We start from the raw sequence: 18115 nt of genomic DNA, 5'->3' as shown, positions 1-18115 counted from the left end.
GCGAGGCGGTGACGTGGTTCGTCACCGCCTCGCGAGCAGAGATCAGGCCTTACTCGGCCTTGGTGATCTGGTGGTACAGCGGAACCGAGTTCCAGCCGAACTCCACGTTCTCGACCGTCTCGGCGTAGCCGCCGGTGACGTTCGAGTACCAGAGCGGCAGGGCCGGGAGGTCCTGCAGCAGGACGCTCTGCGCCTGCTGGAAGAGCTCGTTGGCCGCGGCCGGGTCGGTGCTGGAGATGCCCTCGGCGATGAGGTCGTCGAACTCGGGGTTCGAGTAGTCACCGTCGTTGGAGCCCGCGTTGGACGCGTAGAGGGGCCCCAGGAAGTTGTACAGACCGGGGTAGTCGGCCTGCCATCCGGTGCGGAACGCCGTCGTGATCGTGCGGGAGTTCACGAGCTCGCGCAGCTCTGCGAAGGTCGGGTACGGAGCACCCGAGGCCTCGATGCCGAGCGTGTTCTTGATCGAGTTCGAGACCGCGTCGACCCACTGGTCGTGGCCGCCGTCGGCGTTGTACGCGATCTGGAAGGTGCCCTCCCACGGCGAGATGGCATCGGCCTGAGCCCAGAGCTCCACGGCCTGCTCGGGGTTGTACTCCAGGACCTCAGCACCCTCGAGCGAGTCCGACCAGCCGTCGATCACGGGCGAGGTGAAGTCGCTCGCGGGGGTGCGGGTGCCCTGGAAGATCGTCTCGGTGATCTCGTCGCGGTTGATCGCCATCGAGATGGCGGCGCGGCGCAGCTGGCCTTCCTCACCCTCGAAGTGGGGCAGGTTCTGCGCGATCGTGAACGACTGGAACACCGCGGCGGGCTGGTTGACCGCCCGCTCGCCCAGGTCGGACTCGAACGAGGCCAGCGCCGACGGCGGGATCGCGTCGATGACGTCGACCGTACCGCCGAGCAGGTCGGCGTACGCGGCGTCCTGCGACGCGTAGAAGACGATGCTCAGGCCACCGCTCTCGGCCTGGCGAACACCCTGGTAGTCCTCGTTCTTGACCAGGTCGATCTGCACGTCGTGCTGCCACGCGCCTTCGCCGTCGAGCATGTACGGGCCGTTGCCGATCGGGTTCTCACCGAACGCGGCCATGTCCTCGAACGCAGCGTCGGGCAGCGGATAGTACGCCGAGTAGCCCAGGCGCAGCGCGAAGTCCGAGGCGGGCTTGTTCAGCGCGATCGTGAACGTGTAGTCATCGACCTGCTCGAGGCCCGTCAGCTCCGAGTCCTCGTCGTAGCTGAACCCCTCGATGTCCTCGAAGAAGTAGCTGTTGTACTGGGCGTTCGAGGCGAGTGCGCCGTAGTTCCAGGCGTTGATGAAGTTGTCGGCCGTGACCTCTTCACCATCGGTGAAGTACTGGCCTTCCTTGATCTTCACCGTGAGGTTCTGCGGGTCATCGACCGTGATCTCCTCGGCCATGTCGTTGACCGGGGTGCCGTCGGCCTCGTACGAGACCAGGCCCGCGAAGATCGCGTCGAGGATCTTGCCGCCGCCGACCTCGTTGGTCGCCGTGGGGATCAGCGGGTTCTCCGGCTCCGAGCCGTTCGTGGTGATGATCGCGGCGCTGGTGGCGCCCTCATCCGTGCCGTCGTCGGTCGACCCGCCACCGGCGCAGCCGGCGAGCGTGAGCCCACCGACGCCCAGCAGCGCGATGCCCGACAGGGCGATCTTGTTGCGCTTCACGTGTTCCTCCATCAGGAAAGGTGTTTTCGCGCAGGCGTCACACGGGTGACACTGCGCGGGATACGGAAACCCTAGGCATCCTGATGGGTTTGCTCCAAATCTTTGGCATAACCGTTACATAGCCTTTACTCATCGGCGCCCTCATGTGGCAATCTGACGGGGTGATCGATCCGAGACCGCTGGGAACCGACCCGGAGCGAGTACGTCTGCGGTGGGAACTCGGTATCATCCTGGCCGTCACGATCGGGCAGTCGGCCCTCTACTCGCTGCTGACGCTGCTGCGCCGGGTGACGGCATCCATCCCGCTGTCCCAGCAGCAGACGCAGCTGAACCCCTCGCGCGACGCCCTCGCCATCTGGGACGCGGTCTACCAGGTGCTGTCGGTCTTCTTCGACCTCGCGCTCGTCGCGCTCGTCGTGTACCTGCTGTGGGAGCCGGGCTCGAACGCCCTCCGGCGCATCGGGCTCGACTTCTCGCGCTTCGGCGGCGACCTCGCCCGCGGGATGCTGCTGATCGTCGTGATCGGAGTGCCGGGGCTCGCGCTCTACGCGGTCGGGCGCTCGCTAGGAGTGACGGTGGCGGTGGCGGCATCGCCGCTGGATTCGTCCTGGTGGACCGTGCCGCTGCTCGTGCTCTCGGCGCTGCGGGCGGGACTGGTCGAAGAGGTCATCATGCTCGGATACCTCTTCGACCGACTGCGGCGCCTGGGCTGGGGATGGTGGCCGATCATCCTGGCGACGGCGGCGCTGCGCGCCTGCTATCACGCCTACCAGGGCTTCGGCCCCATGCTCGGGAACTTCGCGATGGGCATCGTCTTCGGCTGGTGCTACCGGCGCTGGGGGCGCGTGATGCCCCTCGTCATCGCGCACACGCTGATCGATGTGATCGCCTTCGTCGGGTATCCGCTCGCCGCGGCCCTCTGGCCCGATGTCTTCGCGCCGCCCGCCGCGCCGTCGTCGACGCCGACGCCCGCGGTGACGACGACGTCCGCACCCTGACCCGCCGCCGCACCATTGCGGTCCCGCGCGGTCGCGGCCCCCGGCATCCACCCCGCCCCCGGCCGCCCCCGCCGCGCCCGCGCCCGCGCCCGTCCCGGCCGGGCCATCCGCCGAACCCACATTTTTGCAGCGAGCCACCAATCGTCCGATGTCGGCTCGCTGCAAAAATGTGGGTTCGCGAAGCGGCCACGGCTCCTCCACATCGCGCGCGGCGGCGGCCACGAGCTTCAACAGCGCTCGGCGACGCTCGCGGCGCGGGCACCGTGGGCCATGGTGGCCCGATGACTCCTCCGACAGCGGCCGCACCCGACTCCTTCCTCCTCGCAGCAGACGAGCGACGGATGCCGATCGGAATGTACGGTCGCGTGCGCTCCCGCGAACTCATCCGTGTGCGGCCCGGCGTGTACGCCCCCACGGCGTGGTGGCGAGGGCTGGAACCGCACGCGCGATACGTCGAGCGCGTCAAAGCCGCCGCACTCGTCTTTCCCGGCTCAGCATTCATGCGCGAGTCCGCCGCCGCCCTTCACGGGCTCCCGATCTTCGGGGATCCCGCGTTCATCCACCTGTTCGATCCGAGCCGCCGCAGCACGCGCACGTTCGGCGACGTCGTCGTGCACGCCCTCACCGGGCACCGCGAGGTCATCCGGCTCGATGGACGGCTGGTCACCGACCTGGTCTCGACGGTCGTCGACACCAGTCGGTATCTCACTCCCGCCTACGCGCTCGCCGTGATCGACGCGAGCCTTCGCCGTGGCATGAACACGACGGATCTGCATGACTGGTCGGCGGCGGACCCCGACCGCCGCAATGAGCGGATGCTGGCGTGGGCGTGGGAGTTTGCCGACGGCCGCGCCGAATCCTCGGGCGAATCCGTCAGCCGCGCGGTGATCTCGTGGTTGGGGTTCCCCGTTCCTGTGCTGCAGCAGGTCTTCTCGGCGGAGGGCGTCGACGATCGGTCCGACTTCTGGTGGCCGACCTATCGCGCGATCGGCGAGTCCGACGGCTACGGCAAGTACAGGGCCGAGACCGCGGAAGAAGCGGTGCGCAAGATCGTGCGGGAGAAGGTGCGCGAAGATCGCCTACGACGCCAGTCGGACGGATTCGCGCGGTGGGACTGGCGCGACGCGCACCGCGTGACACTGCTGGAGAAGAAACTGCGGCACGCGGGGCTCCCGCAGGTGATGCCCCGGGACCGCGCCATGCTCGCGACGATCCGCCCGCTTCGCTGACCCGCCCCCGCCCGCCGACGCGCGAACCCACACGTTTGCAGCGAACCACCACGCGTCGGCTGATGGCTCGCTGCAAAAATGTGGGTTCGGCGGGCCGACCCCGTCAGGCGAAGGCCTCGATCGGCGGGCAGGCGCACACGAGGTTGCGGTCGCCGTAGGCGTTGTCGATGCGGCGCACCGGCGGCCAGTACTTCGTGCGCACGAGTGAGCGCACCGGGTACACGGCCTCCTCTCGCGAATACGGATGCTGCCATTCGGCCGCCGCGATCGTCTCGGCCGTGTGCGGCGCGTTCACCAGGGGGTTGTCATCGGCCGGCCACTCCCCCGCCGCGACCCTCAGCGCCTCGGTGTGGATCGCGATCATCGCGTCGCAGAAGCGGTCGAGCTCCGCGAGGTCCTCCGACTCGGTCGGCTCGACCATCAGCGTGCCGGCGACGGGGAAGGACATCGTCGGGGCGTGGAAGCCGTAGTCGATCAGGCGCTTGGCGACATCGTCGACCGTGATGCCCGTCCGCTCGCGCAGCGGACGCAGATCGAGGATGCACTCGTGCGCGACGAGCCCGCCCTCACCCGTGTACAGCACCGGGAAGTGGTCGCGCAGCCGCACCGCGATGTAATTGGCCGAGAGCACGGCGGTGGCCGTCGCCTCGCGGAGGCCGTCCGCCCCCATCATGCGCACGTACGCCCACGAGATCGGCAGGATGCCGGCAGAACCGTACCCCGCCCCCGCCACCGGCGCGCCCTCGAACACGAACCCGCCGGCGTGGTCGGCGCGCTGCGCGAACGGGTGGGCCGGCAGGAACGGGGCCAGGTGCGCCTTCGCCGCGACGGGACCGACCCCCGGCCCGCCCCCGCCGTGCGGGATCGCGAAGGTCTTGTGCAGGTTCAGGTGCGACACGTCGCCGCCGAGATCGCCGAATCTCGCATACCCCAGCAGGGCGTTGAGGTTGGCGCCGTCGATGTAGACCTGTCCGCCCGCGTCGTGGACGGCCTGGGTGATCTCGAGCACGTCGTGCTCGTACACGCCGTGCGTCGAGGGGTAGGTGATCATGAGCGCCGCGAGCGTCTCGGCGTGCGCCGAGATCTTGGCACGCAGGTCGTCGAGATCGACGTTTCCGGCCTCGTCGCACGCGACGACGACGACGCGCATGCCCGCCAGCACCGCCGAGGCGGCGTTCGTGCCGTGCGCAGAAGACGGGATCAGACAGACATCGCGCCCCTCCTCGCCTCGCGACCGGTGCCAGCCGCGGATCGCGAGCAACCCCGCGAGCTCACCCTGAGATCCGGCGTTGGGCTGCAGCGACACCGCGTCGTACCCGGTCACCTCGGCCAGCCACGTCTCGAGCTGCTCGATCAGCCCGAGGTACCCCACGACATCCGACGCCGGAGCGAAGGGATGCACCCGCGCGAACTCCGGCCACGACACCGCCGCCATCTCGGTGGCCGCATTCAGCTTCATCGTGCACGACCCGAGCGGGATCATCCCGCGGTCCAGCGCGTAGTCCCGATCGGCGAGCTGCTTGAGGTAGCGCATCATCGACGTCTCGCTGCGGTGGGTGTTGAACACGGGATGCTGCAGATAGGAGTCCGTGCGGCGGATCGACGTCGGTGCGCCCGAGAGCGCATGCGCCCCGTCGACGGAGAACTCGTGGTCATCGGGCAGACCGAACGCCCACGCGACGTGCGCGAGGTCCTCGTCGGTGGTCGTCTCATCGATCGAGACGCCGACGATCGCGTCGTCGACCCGCAGCAGCTGGTACCCCCGCGAGCGCGCCCGCTCGATCACCCGGTCGGCCGAGCTCGGCACCACCACGCGGATCGTGTCGAAGAACGACTCCGCCACGAGCGGCAGATCGTACGCGCGCAGGGTGCGCGCCAGCGCGTCCGCGCGGCGGGCGATGGATGTCGCGATCCGGTGCAGCCCGTCGGGCCCGTGGTATACGGCGTACATCGCCGCCATGACGGCCAGCAGCACCTGCGCCGTGCAGATGTTGGAGGTCGCCTTCTCGCGTCGGATGTGCTGCTCGCGGGTCTGCAGCGACAGCCGGTACGCCGGGTGACCCGCGGCGTCCTGCGACACGCCGACGAGACGGCCCGGCAGCTGCCGCTCGAGCCCCTGGCGCACGGCGAGGTAGCCGGCGTGGGGGCCGCCGAAGCCCAGCGGCACACCGAAGCGCTGTGTCGTGCCGGCGGCGATGTCGGCGCCCAGCGACGCGGGCGAGGCGAGCAGGGTCAGCGCGAGCAGATCGGCGGCGACGACGGCGAGGCCGCCCGCGAGGTGCGCGGCGTCGATGACGGCCGACGGATCCCACACCCGGCCGGACGCTCCCGGGTACTGCACGAACACGCCGAAGAGCGCGTCGGGCAGCATCCCCCCGTGCGCGAGGTCGACTTCGACGATGTCGATGCCGACCGCCTCGGCCCGCCCGCGCAGCACGGCCTTCGTCTGCGGCAGCGCGTCGGCGTCGACCACGAACACGTTCGAGGCGGCCTTGGACGAGCGCCGGGCCACCAGCATCCCCTCGACGACGGCGGTGGGCTCGTCGAGCATCGACGCGCCGGCGGTCGCGAGCCCCGTGAGATCGGTCACCATGGTTTGGAAGTTGATCAGCGCCTCGAGGCGCCCCTGGGAGATCTCGGGCTGGTAGGGCGTGTAGGCGGTGTACCAGGACGGGTTCTCGAGGACGTTCCTCGTGATGACCGCCGGTGTGAGCGTGTCGTAGTAGCCGAGGCCGATCATCGGCCGCGCGGCCCTGTTCGCCGAGGCGAACGCGCGCAGCTCGGCGAGCGCCTCGGCCTCGGTCGCAGCCCGCGGGATGTCGCTCGTGGCCCGCGGGCGGGCATGGATAGCGGCGGGCACCGCCGCATCGACGAGGGAATCGACGTCGGCATGCCCCACGGCGTCGAGCATGCGGCGTTGCGCGGCGGCGTCGATCCCTATATGCCGCGCCGAGAATGCGTCGCCGCTCACGCGCCCTCCCCCGTGAGCGCGGCGTACGCGTCGCGGTCGAGCAGGTCGGCGGTCGCCGACGAGTCGACCCGGATCTTCAGGAGCCAGCCGTCCTCGAACGGCGAGGAGTTCACGAGCGCGGGATCGTCGACGACGGCCTCGTTCACCGCGACGATGACGCCGGTGAGTGGGGCGTAGAGCTCGCCGACGGACTTGGTCGATTCGATCTCGCCGCACACCGCGCCGGCGGTCACACCGGAGTCGACGGCGGGCAGGTCGACGTAGACGACGTCGCCGAGCTTGTCGGCCGCGAAGTCGGTGATCCCGACCGTCGCGACGTCGCCGTCGAGGGCGATCCACTCGTGCTCGGTCGTGTAGGAGAGGGCGGCGAGATCGGTCATTTCTTCCTCCGGTAAAAGGGCAGGGGGGTGACGGTGGCGGGAATCGGCGTTCCCCGCACATCCACGAACAGGGTGGTGCCGGGGGCGCTGACGCGAGGATCGACGTAGGCCATCGCGATGGGATGGCCGAGGGTGGGGCTGAGGGCGCCGCTGGTGACCTCGCCGACGGCGACAAGATCGGCGTCGGCGCCCGGGGCCAGGACGGCATAGCCTGCGCGTGCCGCGCGACGCCCCTCCGCGCTCAGGCCGACGAGGACGCGCGCACCCGGGTCGACGATCGCGGCCAGCGCGGCGCCGCCGACGAATGCGTCCTTGTCGCTCGCGACCACGCGGGCGAGTCCCGCCTGCACGGGCAGGACATCGAGGGAGAGCTCATGCCCGTACAGGGGCATGCCGGCCTCGAGCCGCAGGGTGTCGCGCGCGGCGAGCCCCGCCGGCACGAGACCGAGCGGCGCACCCGCGGCCAGCATCGCCTCCCACAGGCCCTCGGCGTGTGCGGCGCCGATGTAGAGCTCGAACCCGTCCTCGCCCGTGTACCCCGTGCGGGCGACGAGCAGAGGGGCGTCCTCGAACCGGGCCTGCGTGACGCTGTAGCCGGACAGCTCGGCGAGCGGGCGTCCGAGGTCGGTCAGGGCGACAGCATCCATCACCGCCGCCGCCGCCGGCCCCTGCAGCGCGATCAGGGCGTACTGGTCGCTCGCATCGACGACGCTCGCCTCGAAGCCGGCCATCCGCTCCTCGAGCGCGGCCGCGACGGCATCGTGGTTGCCGGCGTTGGCGACGACCAGATAGCGCTGGTCGGCGAGGCGATACACGATGAGGTCGTCGACGATGCCGCCCGTCTCGGCGAGCAGGAGCGTATAGGTCGCCCGTCCCACGGGCACGACGGAGAGCCGCCCCGCCAACGCGGCGTCGAGGAACGCCCCGGCACCCGGGCCCTCGACGACGAACTCCGCCATGTGCGAGACGTCGAACAGACCCGCGGCCGTGCGCACCGCGTGGTGCTCGGCGAGGTCGGAGGTGTAGCGCACCGGCATCCACCAGCCGCCGAAGTCGGTGAACGAGGCACCGCGGCGCTCGTGCGCGCCGCGCAGCGGGGTCGAGCGCAAGACAGGTTCTGACATCGAGTTCTCCCGTGATCGTGCGGGCAGGCACCGGGCGGCGCCTGTCGAACTCCCCCTCTGTCATGGGCCTGAGAGCTTCGCCGCCGCATCCCCGTGCGAGGGGGGTGGATGCGGAGGCTTTCACCGTCGGCGGATCGTCGAGCGCGGCTCGGGATCGCTTTTCAGAGTGGCCGGCTCGAGCGGTACGCGGTACCTGAGAGATTGGCGGGGAGGCTTGCTCCTTCGGTGCCCGGGCTGTGCGTCCGGGGCTCTCCCGCTCGAGATGAGGCCGATATGCGATTGTGCGCGCCAGCCTATCGGCCGCGCGCAGCCCTGGCCACCGCCGCGCCGCCGCGTTCTGCCGCCTTCGTCTGCGCTGCGCCCGTCACACGCCGTAACAGGATGCCGCGGCCCGACGTCGCACAGGCGAAGCTGGAGCGTTCCCGAACACCGACGGCGGTGCCCCGCCGATCGTCGGACGGTGCGCCCCGGCATGCAGCCATGATCACGACAGCGCACCTGACCAAGACCTTCCGCGGCGATGTCCGCGCCCTCGACGACGTCTCGCTCGAGGTCGAGGAGGGCGAGATCTACGGCGTCGTGGGAACCAGCGGCGCCGGCAAGAGCACGCTGATCCGCACGGTGAACGGCCTCGAACGCCCCGACTCGGGGACGGTGGATGTCGCCGGCACCCGCATCACGGGCCTCTCCGGACGCGAGCTGCGCGAAGCGCGGCACGGGATCGGGATGATCTTCCAGCACTTCAACCTGCTCTCGCGCCGAACGGTCGCGGGCAACGTCTCGCTCGCACTCGAGGCGCAGGCCATGACCCGTGCCGATCGCCGACGCCGCGTCGGCGAGATCCTCGACCTGGTCGGGCTCGGGACGAAGGCCGACGCGTACCCCTCCGAGCTCTCGGGCGGGCAGAAACAGCGCGTGGGCATCGCGCGCGCCCTCGCGTCCCGGCCGCGGGTGCTGCTCTCCGACGAGGCGACGAGCGCCCTCGACCCCGAGACGACCCGCAGCATCCTCGAGCTGCTGCGGGATCTCAACCGCGAGCTCGGCCTGACGATCCTGCTGATCACGCACGAGATGGATGTCGTCAAGGCGATCTGCTCGTCCGCGGCGCTCATGCAGTCGGGGCGCATCGTCGAGAGCGGGCGACTGCGGACGATCCTGCGCACGCCGGGCTCGGTCATCGCGCGTCAGCTCTTCCCACTCGGCGACACCCCCGCGCGCCCGGGTGCGACGGTGCTCGATCTGACGTTCACCGAGCTCGTCGCCCACGAGCCCGTCATCGCCCGCCTCGCCCGCGAGCAGTGCCTCGACATCGGGCTGCTCGGAGCGGCCATCGAGACCATCGACAGCGTGCAGACGGGGCGCACCCGGCTCGAGCTTCCTCCGGGATCCGACGCGACGGCCGTCGTGCGCGCGCTGACGGCTCAGGGCATCGTCGTCGAGGAGGTGGCCGCGTGATCGACGTCGATGACCCGGACTTCTGGTCCGACATGGCCGCGAACCTCTGGGAGGCGACCCTCGAGACCCTCTACATGGTGGGCGTGACGATGCTCGTCACCTTCGTCGTGGGTCTCGTGATCGGCGTCCTCCTCGTCGCGACCGACCGCGGCGGCATCCTGCAGGCGCCGTTCGGCAGCCGCGCGCTCGGACGGATCGTCAACGTCGTGATCGCGGTCGTCGTGAACATCACGCGGTCGGTGCCGTTCGTCATCCTCATGATCGCGCTCATCCCGTTCACCTACGTACTCATCGGCACGTCGTTCGGCTCGACGGCCGCGATCGTGCCGCTCAGCATCGCCGCGATCCCGTTCTTCGCCCGCATCGTCGAGATCGCCGTGCGCGAGGTCTCGGCCGGAAAGATCGAGGCCGCCGATGCGCTCGGAGCCACGCGCTGGCAGATCCTGTCGAAGGTGCTCGTGCCCGAGGCGATGCCCGCCATCGTGCTGGGCTTCACCACGACCGTCGTCTCGATCATCAACTTCTCGGCCATCGCCGGCGTCGTCGGCGCCGGAGGCCTCGGCGACCTGGCGATCCGTTTCGGCTACCAGCGCTACAGCACCGAGTACATCGTCGCCGTCGTGATCGTGCTGCTCGTGCTCGTCCAGGCGCTGCAGTCCGCCGGCGGCCTGCTCGCGCGACGACTCGACCACGAGCGTCCCCGCACGCGCCGCCGCGCCCGGGTCGAGAAGCCCTGAGATCCACGGCGGACACACGCCGCCGCATCCCCTGCACCGCCCCTCGAAAGGACACTCCCATGCCCCGTCTGCTGCGCCCCGCCGCCGGCCTCGCCGCTCTGACCACCGCCGCCCTGGCCCTCGCCGGCTGCGCAGACGGATCCAGCGAGCCCGCCTCCGACAGCGAGAGCCTGGGCACGATCGTCGTGGGCGCGACCGCTGTGCCCGCGGGCGAGATCCTGACCTTCGTGCAGGAGAACCTCGCCGAGGACGCCGGACTCGAGATCGAGATCACCGAGTTCAGCGACTACAACACCCCCAACCCCGCGCTCGCGCAGGGTGCGACCGATGTGAACCTCTTCCAGCACGGGCCCTTCCTCGACCTGTTCGTCGAGGACTCGGGCGAGGACCTCGTCTCGGTCGGCGAGATCTACCTGCCCCCGCTCGCGCTGTACTCCGAGACCGTCGATGCGATCGAGGATCTGCCCGAGGGCGCCGAGATCGCACTGCCCAACGACGCGAGCAACGAGTCGCGCGCACTGCTCTTGCTCGCCGACGCGGGCCTGATCGAGACCACCGAGAACCCGACGACGGTCGCCGACATCACCGCCAACCCGAACGACTTCGTCTTCACGGAGATCGACGCGGCGAGCCTGCCCGCCGCCCTCGCCCAACAGGACGCCGCGATCGTGAACTTCAGCTTCGCCGCGGCGGCCGGCCTCTCGGGCGACCTGCAGATCCTCAGCGAGTCGACCGACAGCCCCTACTTCAACATCCTCGCCACTCGCGCCGAGCTCGTCGACGACCCCCGCGTCGTCGCGCTCTACGAGCTGCTGACCTCGGCCGAGACCGCCGCGTTCATCGAGGAGACATACGCGGGCCTCGTGATCCCGGCCTCCTGATCCCGGCCTGCTGATCCCGGCCTGCTGAAGGCGGCCGCTGATCCCGGCCTGCTGAAGGCGGCCTGCCGACGGCGGTCTGCTGATCCCGGCCTGCCGACAGCGGTCTGCTGATCCCGGCGCCCTGACCTCGGTCTGCTGACGACGATCCCGGCCCGCCGCGAGACCGGGCCGGGCGTGCCGCGCAGGCTCCAGCATCCACTCGAACCACCACTTTTGCAGCGAGCCACCACACGACACGTGGTGGCTCGCTGCAAAAATGTGGGTTCGCCGACGGGGGCAGGGTCAGCCCGCCGATCGGGGGGACCGGGTCAGGCCGCCGACAAGGTCCCGGGTCAGGCCGCCGACAAGGTCCCGGGTCGGGCCGCCGACAATGGGCCGCGTCGGGCTGCCGGCAAGGGGCCGCGACGGGCCGCCGACAGGTGCCCGGGTCCCCCCGCCGCGCGACCGGGCGGGCCCCGCCGCGCAGGCTCCAGCATCCACTCGAACCACCACTTTTGCAGCGAGCCACCACACGACACGTGGTGGCTCGCTGCAAAAATGTGGGTTCGCCGACAGGGTCCGGGTTGGGCCGCCGATAGGGGCCCCGTCAGGCCGCAGCCAGGGTCCCGGGCTGGGCCGCGACAGGGGCAGGGTCAGCCCCGCCGATCGGGGGGACCGGGTCAGGCCGCCGATCGGGGGGACCGGTTCAGGCCGCCGACAGGGCCCGGGTCAGGCCGCCGACAGGGTCCCGGGTCAGGCCGTCAGCCCGCGCAGCGGCCGGACGAGACCGCGGCGTCGAGGCCCTCGGCCTGCGCCAGCACCGGCGTGAGCTCGGTGGTCGTCATCGCATAGCCGAGGTTGTCGTCGTTCTCCGCGCGGGCGAAGACGACACCGGCCACCTCGCCGGCGGTCGTGAGCAGCGGACCCCCCGAATTGCCGGGACGCACCGTCGCGGCGAGGGCGTAGACCTCGCGCTCGGCGGTCGCGTCGTCGTAGATGTCGGGCACCTGCGCGGGGCCCACCGAGATCACCTCGGCTCCCCCCATCTCGAATGGCCCTCCGTAGGGGTATCCCTGCACCACCGCGCCGGCGCCGGCGGCGAGGGTCGGCACGACGGGCAGCACATCCGCCCCGAGATCGTCGACGGCGATCACGGCGAGGTCGTCGATGGGATCGAAGTAGACGATCCGCCCCTCGCGGGCGGCGACGCCCGGAAGCTCGACCACCGGCGTCTCGACCCCGGCCACGACATGCGCGTTCGTCACCACCCGGTCGGGGGCGATGACGAAACCTGTTCCCGTCGCGCTCGTGCCGCAGGCGTACGCGACGCCGGAGACGCGACCGACCGATCGAGCGGCTGCGGCGAGCGCCGGGTCGTCGAGGGCTACTTCGGGTGCGCCGGGTGAGACCGCGCCATCGAGCAGGGTGCCGAGCGTCGGCAGCCCCTCGTCGAGCACGGCGCCGCGCAGCTGAGCGAGCGTGGCCTGCACGGGGCGGGGGGTGATCTCCTCGATCGTGCGGAGCACCTGCGACGACGAGAGCGCCTGCGACACGATCGGCATGCCGGTCGCGGCGACGCTCTGGCCCACGAGCGAGATGGCGAGCGCCGCGACGATGACGCTGACGGCGCCGCCGAGCAGTCGCTCGATGCCCTTGAGTCTGATGCGGTCGGCCCCGCGGCGGATCGCCATTCCGAGGGCCGACCCCAGAAGCGCCCCCGTCACGAGGACGAGCACCGCGACGGCCAGCACGATGAGGCCGCGCCACTGCGGCCACGGCACCGCGTCGTTGACGATCGGGATGAGCCAGAACGCGGCGATGCCGCCGCCCGCGACGCCGACGAGGGTGCCGAGGCTGGCGAACAGTCCCCGCTGCACGCCGATGATCAGCGCGACGACGAGAACGACGATCAGCACGATGTCGACGACGAGCACTCGCTCTCCCCTCACGCGATCCGGCAGGGCGAGCTTAGGCGGGATGTCTGAGAAGGCGCGGGATGCTGGCCGCTTGCACTTCATGTCATGTCGACACTAAGATCGCTCGAGGAGTAATGGTCACTATGACACGAACCGTTCCAGAGGCAACCCGCACTGCGGCCGCCACCCCGGCCGCGGTCGACGAAGCGCGCGTCGCCGTGTCCACCGTCATCTTCACGCTGCGGCGCCTTTCCGGCGCCGACTGCCCCGCACTCGTCCTGCCCCTCGTGCGCCGCACGCGCGATCCGTTCGAGGGTCTGTGGGCGCTGCCCGGCGGATGGCTGGACGCCGCCGAGGGTCTCGACACGGCGGCATCCCGCACGCTCGCCGAGACCACCGGCCTCACGCCCAGCTACCTCGAGCAGCTCTACGCGTTCGGCGACGTCGGCCGCTCGCCGAGCCGCGTCGTCTCGATCGTCTACTGGGCTCTGCTGCGCGCCGACGAGGTCGATGCGCAGGTCGCCGCACACGCCGCGGGCCTGACGGCCCCCGAGAACGTCGAATGGTTCGCCGCAGCCTCGCTCCCGCATCTCGCGTTCGACCACAACCAGATCGTCGACTACGCGCTGTGGCGCCTGCGCAACAAGGTCGGCTACAGCCGCATCGCGCACGGCCTGCTGCCCGACGAGTTCACCCTCGCCGACCTGCGCGAGGCCTACGAGGCGATCCTCGGACGCCGTCTCGACCCCGCCAACTTCCGGCGGCAGGTCGAGGGGTCCGGCACCCTCATCCCCACCCAGTCGTTCCGCACGGGCAGCCACCGTCCCGCGCGGCTGTACCGCTACAACCAGGATGTCGAGCTCTCGGACCGCGGACCCCTCGCGGCCGCGGCACCGGCATCCCTCGAATCGAGGTAGTCATGTCCGCAACACCCCTCACCCTGCAGCCGCGCCCCCTCGACGCATCCGTCGACCATGAGATCCAGGCGATCGTCGCGGGTGCGTCGGACGCGGAGACCTGCAACACCGACCTCGCCGCGGGGCCCTGGAACTTCGACAGCCGGCCCGGCTACGGCCCAGGATCGTCGATGGGGGATGTCATCCCCACCGGCGCCCCGCGCCAGGGCGAGCTGCCCCGCGAGTACCGGGAGGCGGGTGAGGAGGACCTGCACGCGCGCATCGTCGCCGCGAAGCAGTCGCTCGGCGACCGGGTCGTGATCCTCGGGCACTTCTATCAGCGCGAGGAGGTCGTGCGCCACGCCGACTACGTGGGCGACTCCTTCCAGCTGGCCAACGCCGCGAAGGCGCACCCCGAGGCCGAGGCGATCGTCTTCTGCGGCGTGCACTTCATGGCCGAGACCGCCGACCTGCTCTCCGGCCCCGACCAGGCGGTGATCCTGCCCAACCTCGCCGCCGGCTGCTCGATGGCCGACATGGCCGACATCGATCAGGTCGAGGAGTGCTGGGAGGCGCTCGAGGACGTCTACGGACCGATGGATGCTGTCGACGCCGACGGGCTGGTGCCCGTTGTGCCCGTGACCTACATGAACTCCTCGGCGGCGATCAAGGGCTTCGTCGGACGGCACGGCGGCATCGTGTGCACGTCCTCGAACGCGCGCACGGTGCTGGAGTGGGCGTTCGCGCGGGGACGCCGCGTGCTGTTCTTCCCCGACCAGCACCTCGGCCGCAATACGGCGAAGGCGATGGGGGTGCCGCTCGAGCAGATGCCGATGTGGAACCCGCATCGGCCCCTCGGCGGCAACGACGAAGGGGCGCTCGAGGATGCCCGAGTGATCCTCTGGCACGGCTTCTGCAGCGTGCACCGCCGTTTCACCGTGGACCAGATCGAGAAGGCGCGGACCGAGCACCCCGGTGTGCGCGTCATCGTGCACCCGGAGTGCCCCATGCCCGTCGTCGACGCCGCCGACGAGGCGGGCTCGACCGACTACATCCGCAAGGCCATCGACGCGGCGACCGAGCCGACGACATTCGCGATCGGCACCGAGATCAACCTCGTGCAGCGCCTGGCGGCCCAGCATCCGCAGCACGAGATCTTCTGTCTCGACCCGGTCGTATGCCCGTGCTCGACGATGTACCGCATCCACCCGGGGTACCTCGCCTGGGTGCTCGAGAGCCTGGTCGCCGGCAGCGTCGTCAACCGCATCACCGTGCCGGCCGACGTCGCCGATCCGGCACGCGTCGCCCTCGAGCGGATGCTGGCGGCCAAGCCCTCCCCGCAGGTGACCCCGTGACCAGCGCGGTCGTCGTGGGCAGCGGCATCGCGGGACTGACCGTCGCGCTGCACGCCGCCGACAGCGGCATCCGCGTCGCCCTCGTCACCAAGGACGTGCTCGAGCACGCGAACACCCGCTATGCGCAGGGCGGGATCGCCGGGGTGATGTTCGACGACGATCGCGTGGCCGACCACGTGCGCGACACCCTCACCGCCGGCGCCGGCCTCGCCGACCCCGCCGCCGTGCGGGTGCTCGTCGAGGAGGGTCCCGCGCGCATCCGCGAGCTCATCGCGCTCGGTGTCGCCTTCGACCGCGACGGGGCGGGCGCCTTCGTCAAGGGCCTGGAGGCGGCGCACTCGTACCCGCGCATCCTGCACGCCGGCGGCGACGCCACCGGCACGGCGATCGAGCGGGCGCTCGTGGCCGCGGTGCGCGCGGCGGGTGTCGAGATCATCGAGCACGGCTTCCTCGTCGACCTCGTGGTCGACTCGGGTGCCGTCGTCGGCATCGATCTGCTCGTCGACGACGCCCGGCGGGTGCGGATCGACGCCGACGCGGTCGTGCTCGCGTCGGGCGGAGCCGGTGAGCTCTACGCACACACCACGAACCCCGTCGTCGCCACGGGTGACGGCATCGCCGCGGCGATGCGCGCGGGCGCGGCGGTGGCCGATCTCGAGTTCTTCCAGTTCCACCCGACGGTGCTCGCCGCGGGCGAGGCGTTCCTCGTCTCCGAGGCCGTGCGCGGCGAGGGCGCGATCCTCGTCGACGATGACGGTCGCCGCTTCACGTTCGACGCGCATCCCGACGGCGAGCTCGCACCCCGCGACGTCGTCGCCCGCGCGATCGCGCGCTGCATGCAGCGGCAGGGCGGTCGGCCGGCGCTGCTCGATGCCCGCGGCCTCGGAGCGGTGCACGGCGAGGACGACGCGGCCTTCCTCGCCCGCCGGTTTCCGACGATCGATCGCGCCGTGCGCGAGCGCGGGCTGGATTGGGCGCGCGAGCCGATCCCCGTGACCCCCGCCGCGCACTACCTGATGGGCGGCGTCGTCACCGATCTCGACGGACGCACCTCGGTGCCGGGTCTGTACGCCGTCGGCGAGGTGGCACGCACCGGCGTGCACGGCGCCAACCGGCTCGCGTCGAACTCGCTGCTCGAGGGAGCGGTGTTCGGTGCGCGAGCGGCAGCCGTGCTCGCTGCCGCACCCGTCGGCGCCTCCTGGCCCGTCGGCGCTTCCTGGCCTGTCGGCGCTTCCTGGCCCACCGCAGACCTCGCGGTCGCCGCTCCCCTGTCGCGAATCGTGGATGCGGGCGCCGCACACCCGCAGATCGTGACAGGCGAACGAGCCGAGACGAGCACCGAGCCCTTCTCCCGCGGGGCGCTGCAGCGCCTGATGTGGGCCGACGTCGGGCTCGTCCGCGACGCCGAGGGACTCGCCCGCGCAGCGTCCATGATCCGAGCCTGGCGCGCCGAACCGCGCGTGCCGGGTACCGAACGCGAGTTCGAGGACGACAACCTGCTCGCCGTCGCCGCCGCCATGGTCCAGGCTGCGGCCGCGCGCCGGCAGTCGGTGGGTGCCCACCACCGCCGCGACGACCCGACACAGACCCGGGATGCTGTCGCACCCGCCGCCTCGCTGACCCTGGCAGGAGCCCCCGCATGCTGACCCGCGCCAAGATCGACCGCGTCGTTGCGGCCGCGCTCGAGGAGGACGCGCCGTGGGGCGATGTCACGAGCGAGACGCTGATTCCGGCCGATGCGACGGCGCGTGCGGAGCTGATCGCCCGCGAGCCCGGGGTGTTCAGCGGCGGTGAGGTGTTCGCCGCCGCCTTCCGCCTCACGGATCCCGCCACGGCGGTGGCGCTCGTCGCCTCCGACGGCGAGGAGTTCGCGCCCGGGGCGAGGCTCGCCGTCGTCGAGGGCAGGGCACGGGCCGTGCTCCAGGCCGAGCGGATCGGGCTGAACTTCGTCCAACGCATGTCGGGCATCGCGACCCTGACCTCGCGCTACGTCGCCCGCGTCGCCCACACCGGCGCGCGCATCGCCGACACGCGCAAGACGACACCTCTGCTGCGCGCGTTCGAGCGCCACGCCGTCGTGTGCGGCGGGGGCCACAATCACCGCTACTCGCTGTCCGACGCCGTCATGGCCAAGGACAACCACCTCGCCGTGCTGGCGCAGCGAGGGGTGTCGGTGACCGCCGCACTCCAGGGGGCGATCGCCCGCCTGCCGCACACGACGCACGTCGAGGTCGAGGTCGACCGCCTCGACCAGATCGAGCCCGTGCTCGCGGCCGGCATCGGCACGATCATGCTCGACAACTTCTCGCTCGCCGAACTGCGCCGCGGCGTCGAGCAGATCGGCGGGCGCGCGATCGTCGAAGCCAGCGGCGGCGTCACGCTCGAGACCGTGCAGGCGATCGCCGAGACGGGCGTCGACGTCATCTCCGTGGGCGCCCTCACTCACTCGGCGGCCGCGCTCGATCTGGGACTCGACGTCGCGGTAGAAGCCGCGGGCCGGCAGGGCGCAGACTAGGGAC

At 71.0% G+C, this 18115-nt stretch carries 14 protein-coding genes and 2 riboswitches; of the genes, 9 read left to right on the top strand and 5 right to left on the bottom strand.

The annotated features are described in order from the left end of the window. Positions 1-49: 49 nt before the first annotated feature. Entirely contained in the window at positions 50-1675 is a 1626-nt protein-coding gene (locus tag AB2L57_RS07140; RefSeq protein WP_409048408.1) for an ABC transporter substrate-binding protein, read from the bottom strand. A gap of 143 nt (positions 1676-1818) precedes the next feature. On the opposite strand from AB2L57_RS07140, the gene AB2L57_RS07135 reads away from it, so the two are divergent. Together AB2L57_RS07135 and AB2L57_RS07130 are read left to right on the top strand one after the other, a co-directional pair. Next, entirely contained in the window at positions 1819-2673 is an 855-nt protein-coding gene (locus tag AB2L57_RS07135; protein WP_409048407.1) for a CPBP family intramembrane glutamic endopeptidase, read from the top strand. 281 nt (positions 2674-2954) lie between these two features. Then, entirely contained in the window at positions 2955-3902 is a 948-nt protein-coding gene (locus tag AB2L57_RS07130; RefSeq protein ID WP_292811966.1) for a hypothetical protein, read from the top strand. 103 nt (positions 3903-4005) lie between these two features. Here the strand turns inward: AB2L57_RS07130 and gcvP are convergent, their stop codons facing one another. The 3 genes from gcvP to gcvT are packed head-to-tail and all read right to left on the bottom strand — an operon-like array spanning position 4006 to position 8377. Next, positions 4006-6813, bottom strand: a complete 2808-nt coding sequence (gcvP, locus tag AB2L57_RS07125) for an aminomethyl-transferring glycine dehydrogenase (RefSeq protein WP_409048599.1) — start codon at positions 6811-6813, stop codon at positions 4006-4008. 56 nt (positions 6814-6869) lie between these two features. After that, the gene (gene gcvH, locus AB2L57_RS07120; protein ID WP_292811961.1) at positions 6870-7253 is read right to left on the bottom strand and encodes a glycine cleavage system protein GcvH; all 384 of its coding nucleotides are present in this window, start codon (positions 7251-7253) and stop codon (positions 6870-6872) included. After that, a complete protein-coding gene (gcvT, locus tag AB2L57_RS07115) occupies positions 7250-8377 on the bottom strand; it encodes a glycine cleavage system aminomethyltransferase GcvT (protein ID WP_292811959.1) in 1128 nt (375 codons plus the stop codon). The genes gcvH and gcvT overlap by 4 nt, the downstream gene beginning before the upstream one ends. 50 nt (positions 8378-8427) lie before the next feature. Then, positions 8428-8547, bottom strand: a riboswitch (glycine riboswitch). Further along, positions 8548-8643: riboswitch (glycine riboswitch) on the bottom strand. A gap of 214 nt (positions 8644-8857) precedes the next feature. Between gcvT and AB2L57_RS07110 the strand changes: the two genes are divergently transcribed. The 3 genes from AB2L57_RS07110 to AB2L57_RS07100 are packed head-to-tail and all read left to right on the top strand — an operon-like array spanning position 8858 to position 11450. After that, complete coding sequence (locus AB2L57_RS07110) at positions 8858-9832, top strand: methionine ABC transporter ATP-binding protein (RefSeq protein ID WP_409048406.1); 975 nt, start codon at positions 8858-8860, stop codon at positions 9830-9832. Beyond that, complete coding sequence (locus AB2L57_RS07105) at positions 9829-10569, top strand: methionine ABC transporter permease (RefSeq protein ID WP_292811955.1); 741 nt, start codon at positions 9829-9831, stop codon at positions 10567-10569. Before AB2L57_RS07110 ends, AB2L57_RS07105 begins: the two co-directional genes overlap by 4 nt. A 59-nt stretch (positions 10570-10628) precedes the next feature. Then, entirely contained in the window at positions 10629-11450 is an 822-nt protein-coding gene (locus tag AB2L57_RS07100) for a MetQ/NlpA family ABC transporter substrate-binding protein (RefSeq protein ID WP_292811953.1), read from the top strand. A gap of 740 nt (positions 11451-12190) precedes the next feature. Here AB2L57_RS07100 and AB2L57_RS07095 read toward each other — a convergent pair. Continuing rightward, the gene (locus AB2L57_RS07095) at positions 12191-13363 is read right to left on the bottom strand and encodes a MarP family serine protease (RefSeq protein WP_292811951.1); all 1173 of its coding nucleotides are present in this window, start codon (positions 13361-13363) and stop codon (positions 12191-12193) included. A gap of 125 nt (positions 13364-13488) precedes the next feature. Between AB2L57_RS07095 and AB2L57_RS07090 the strand changes: the two genes are divergently transcribed. From AB2L57_RS07090 to nadC, 4 genes are read left to right on the top strand one after another with little or no spacing between them, the layout of a single operon-like run. Continuing rightward, positions 13489-14262, top strand: coding sequence for an NrtR DNA-binding winged helix domain-containing protein (locus tag AB2L57_RS07090; protein WP_292811949.1), 774 nt, complete (start codon positions 13489-13491; stop codon positions 14260-14262). Between the two features lie 2 nt (positions 14263-14264). Continuing rightward, positions 14265-15596: a quinolinate synthase NadA gene (nadA, locus tag AB2L57_RS07085; protein ID WP_292811946.1), complete on the top strand. Its 1332-nt coding sequence runs from the start codon at positions 14265-14267 to the stop codon at positions 15594-15596. Beyond that, positions 15593-17242, top strand: coding sequence for an L-aspartate oxidase (gene nadB / locus AB2L57_RS07080; protein ID WP_292811944.1), 1650 nt, complete (start codon positions 15593-15595; stop codon positions 17240-17242). Before nadA ends, nadB begins: the two co-directional genes overlap by 4 nt. Beyond that, complete coding sequence (gene nadC, locus AB2L57_RS07075; RefSeq protein ID WP_292811942.1) at positions 17236-18111, top strand: carboxylating nicotinate-nucleotide diphosphorylase; 876 nt, start codon at positions 17236-17238, stop codon at positions 18109-18111. The genes nadB and nadC overlap by 7 nt, the downstream gene beginning before the upstream one ends. Positions 18112-18115 lie beyond the last annotated feature (4 nt).

The organism is Microbacterium sp. HA-8, from assembly GCF_046111165.1.
GTDB lineage: Bacteria > Actinomycetota > Actinomycetes > Actinomycetales > Microbacteriaceae > Microbacterium.
The sequence above is the reverse complement of the archived record's forward strand: the minus strand, read 5'-3'. Positions and strand labels throughout refer to the sequence as shown.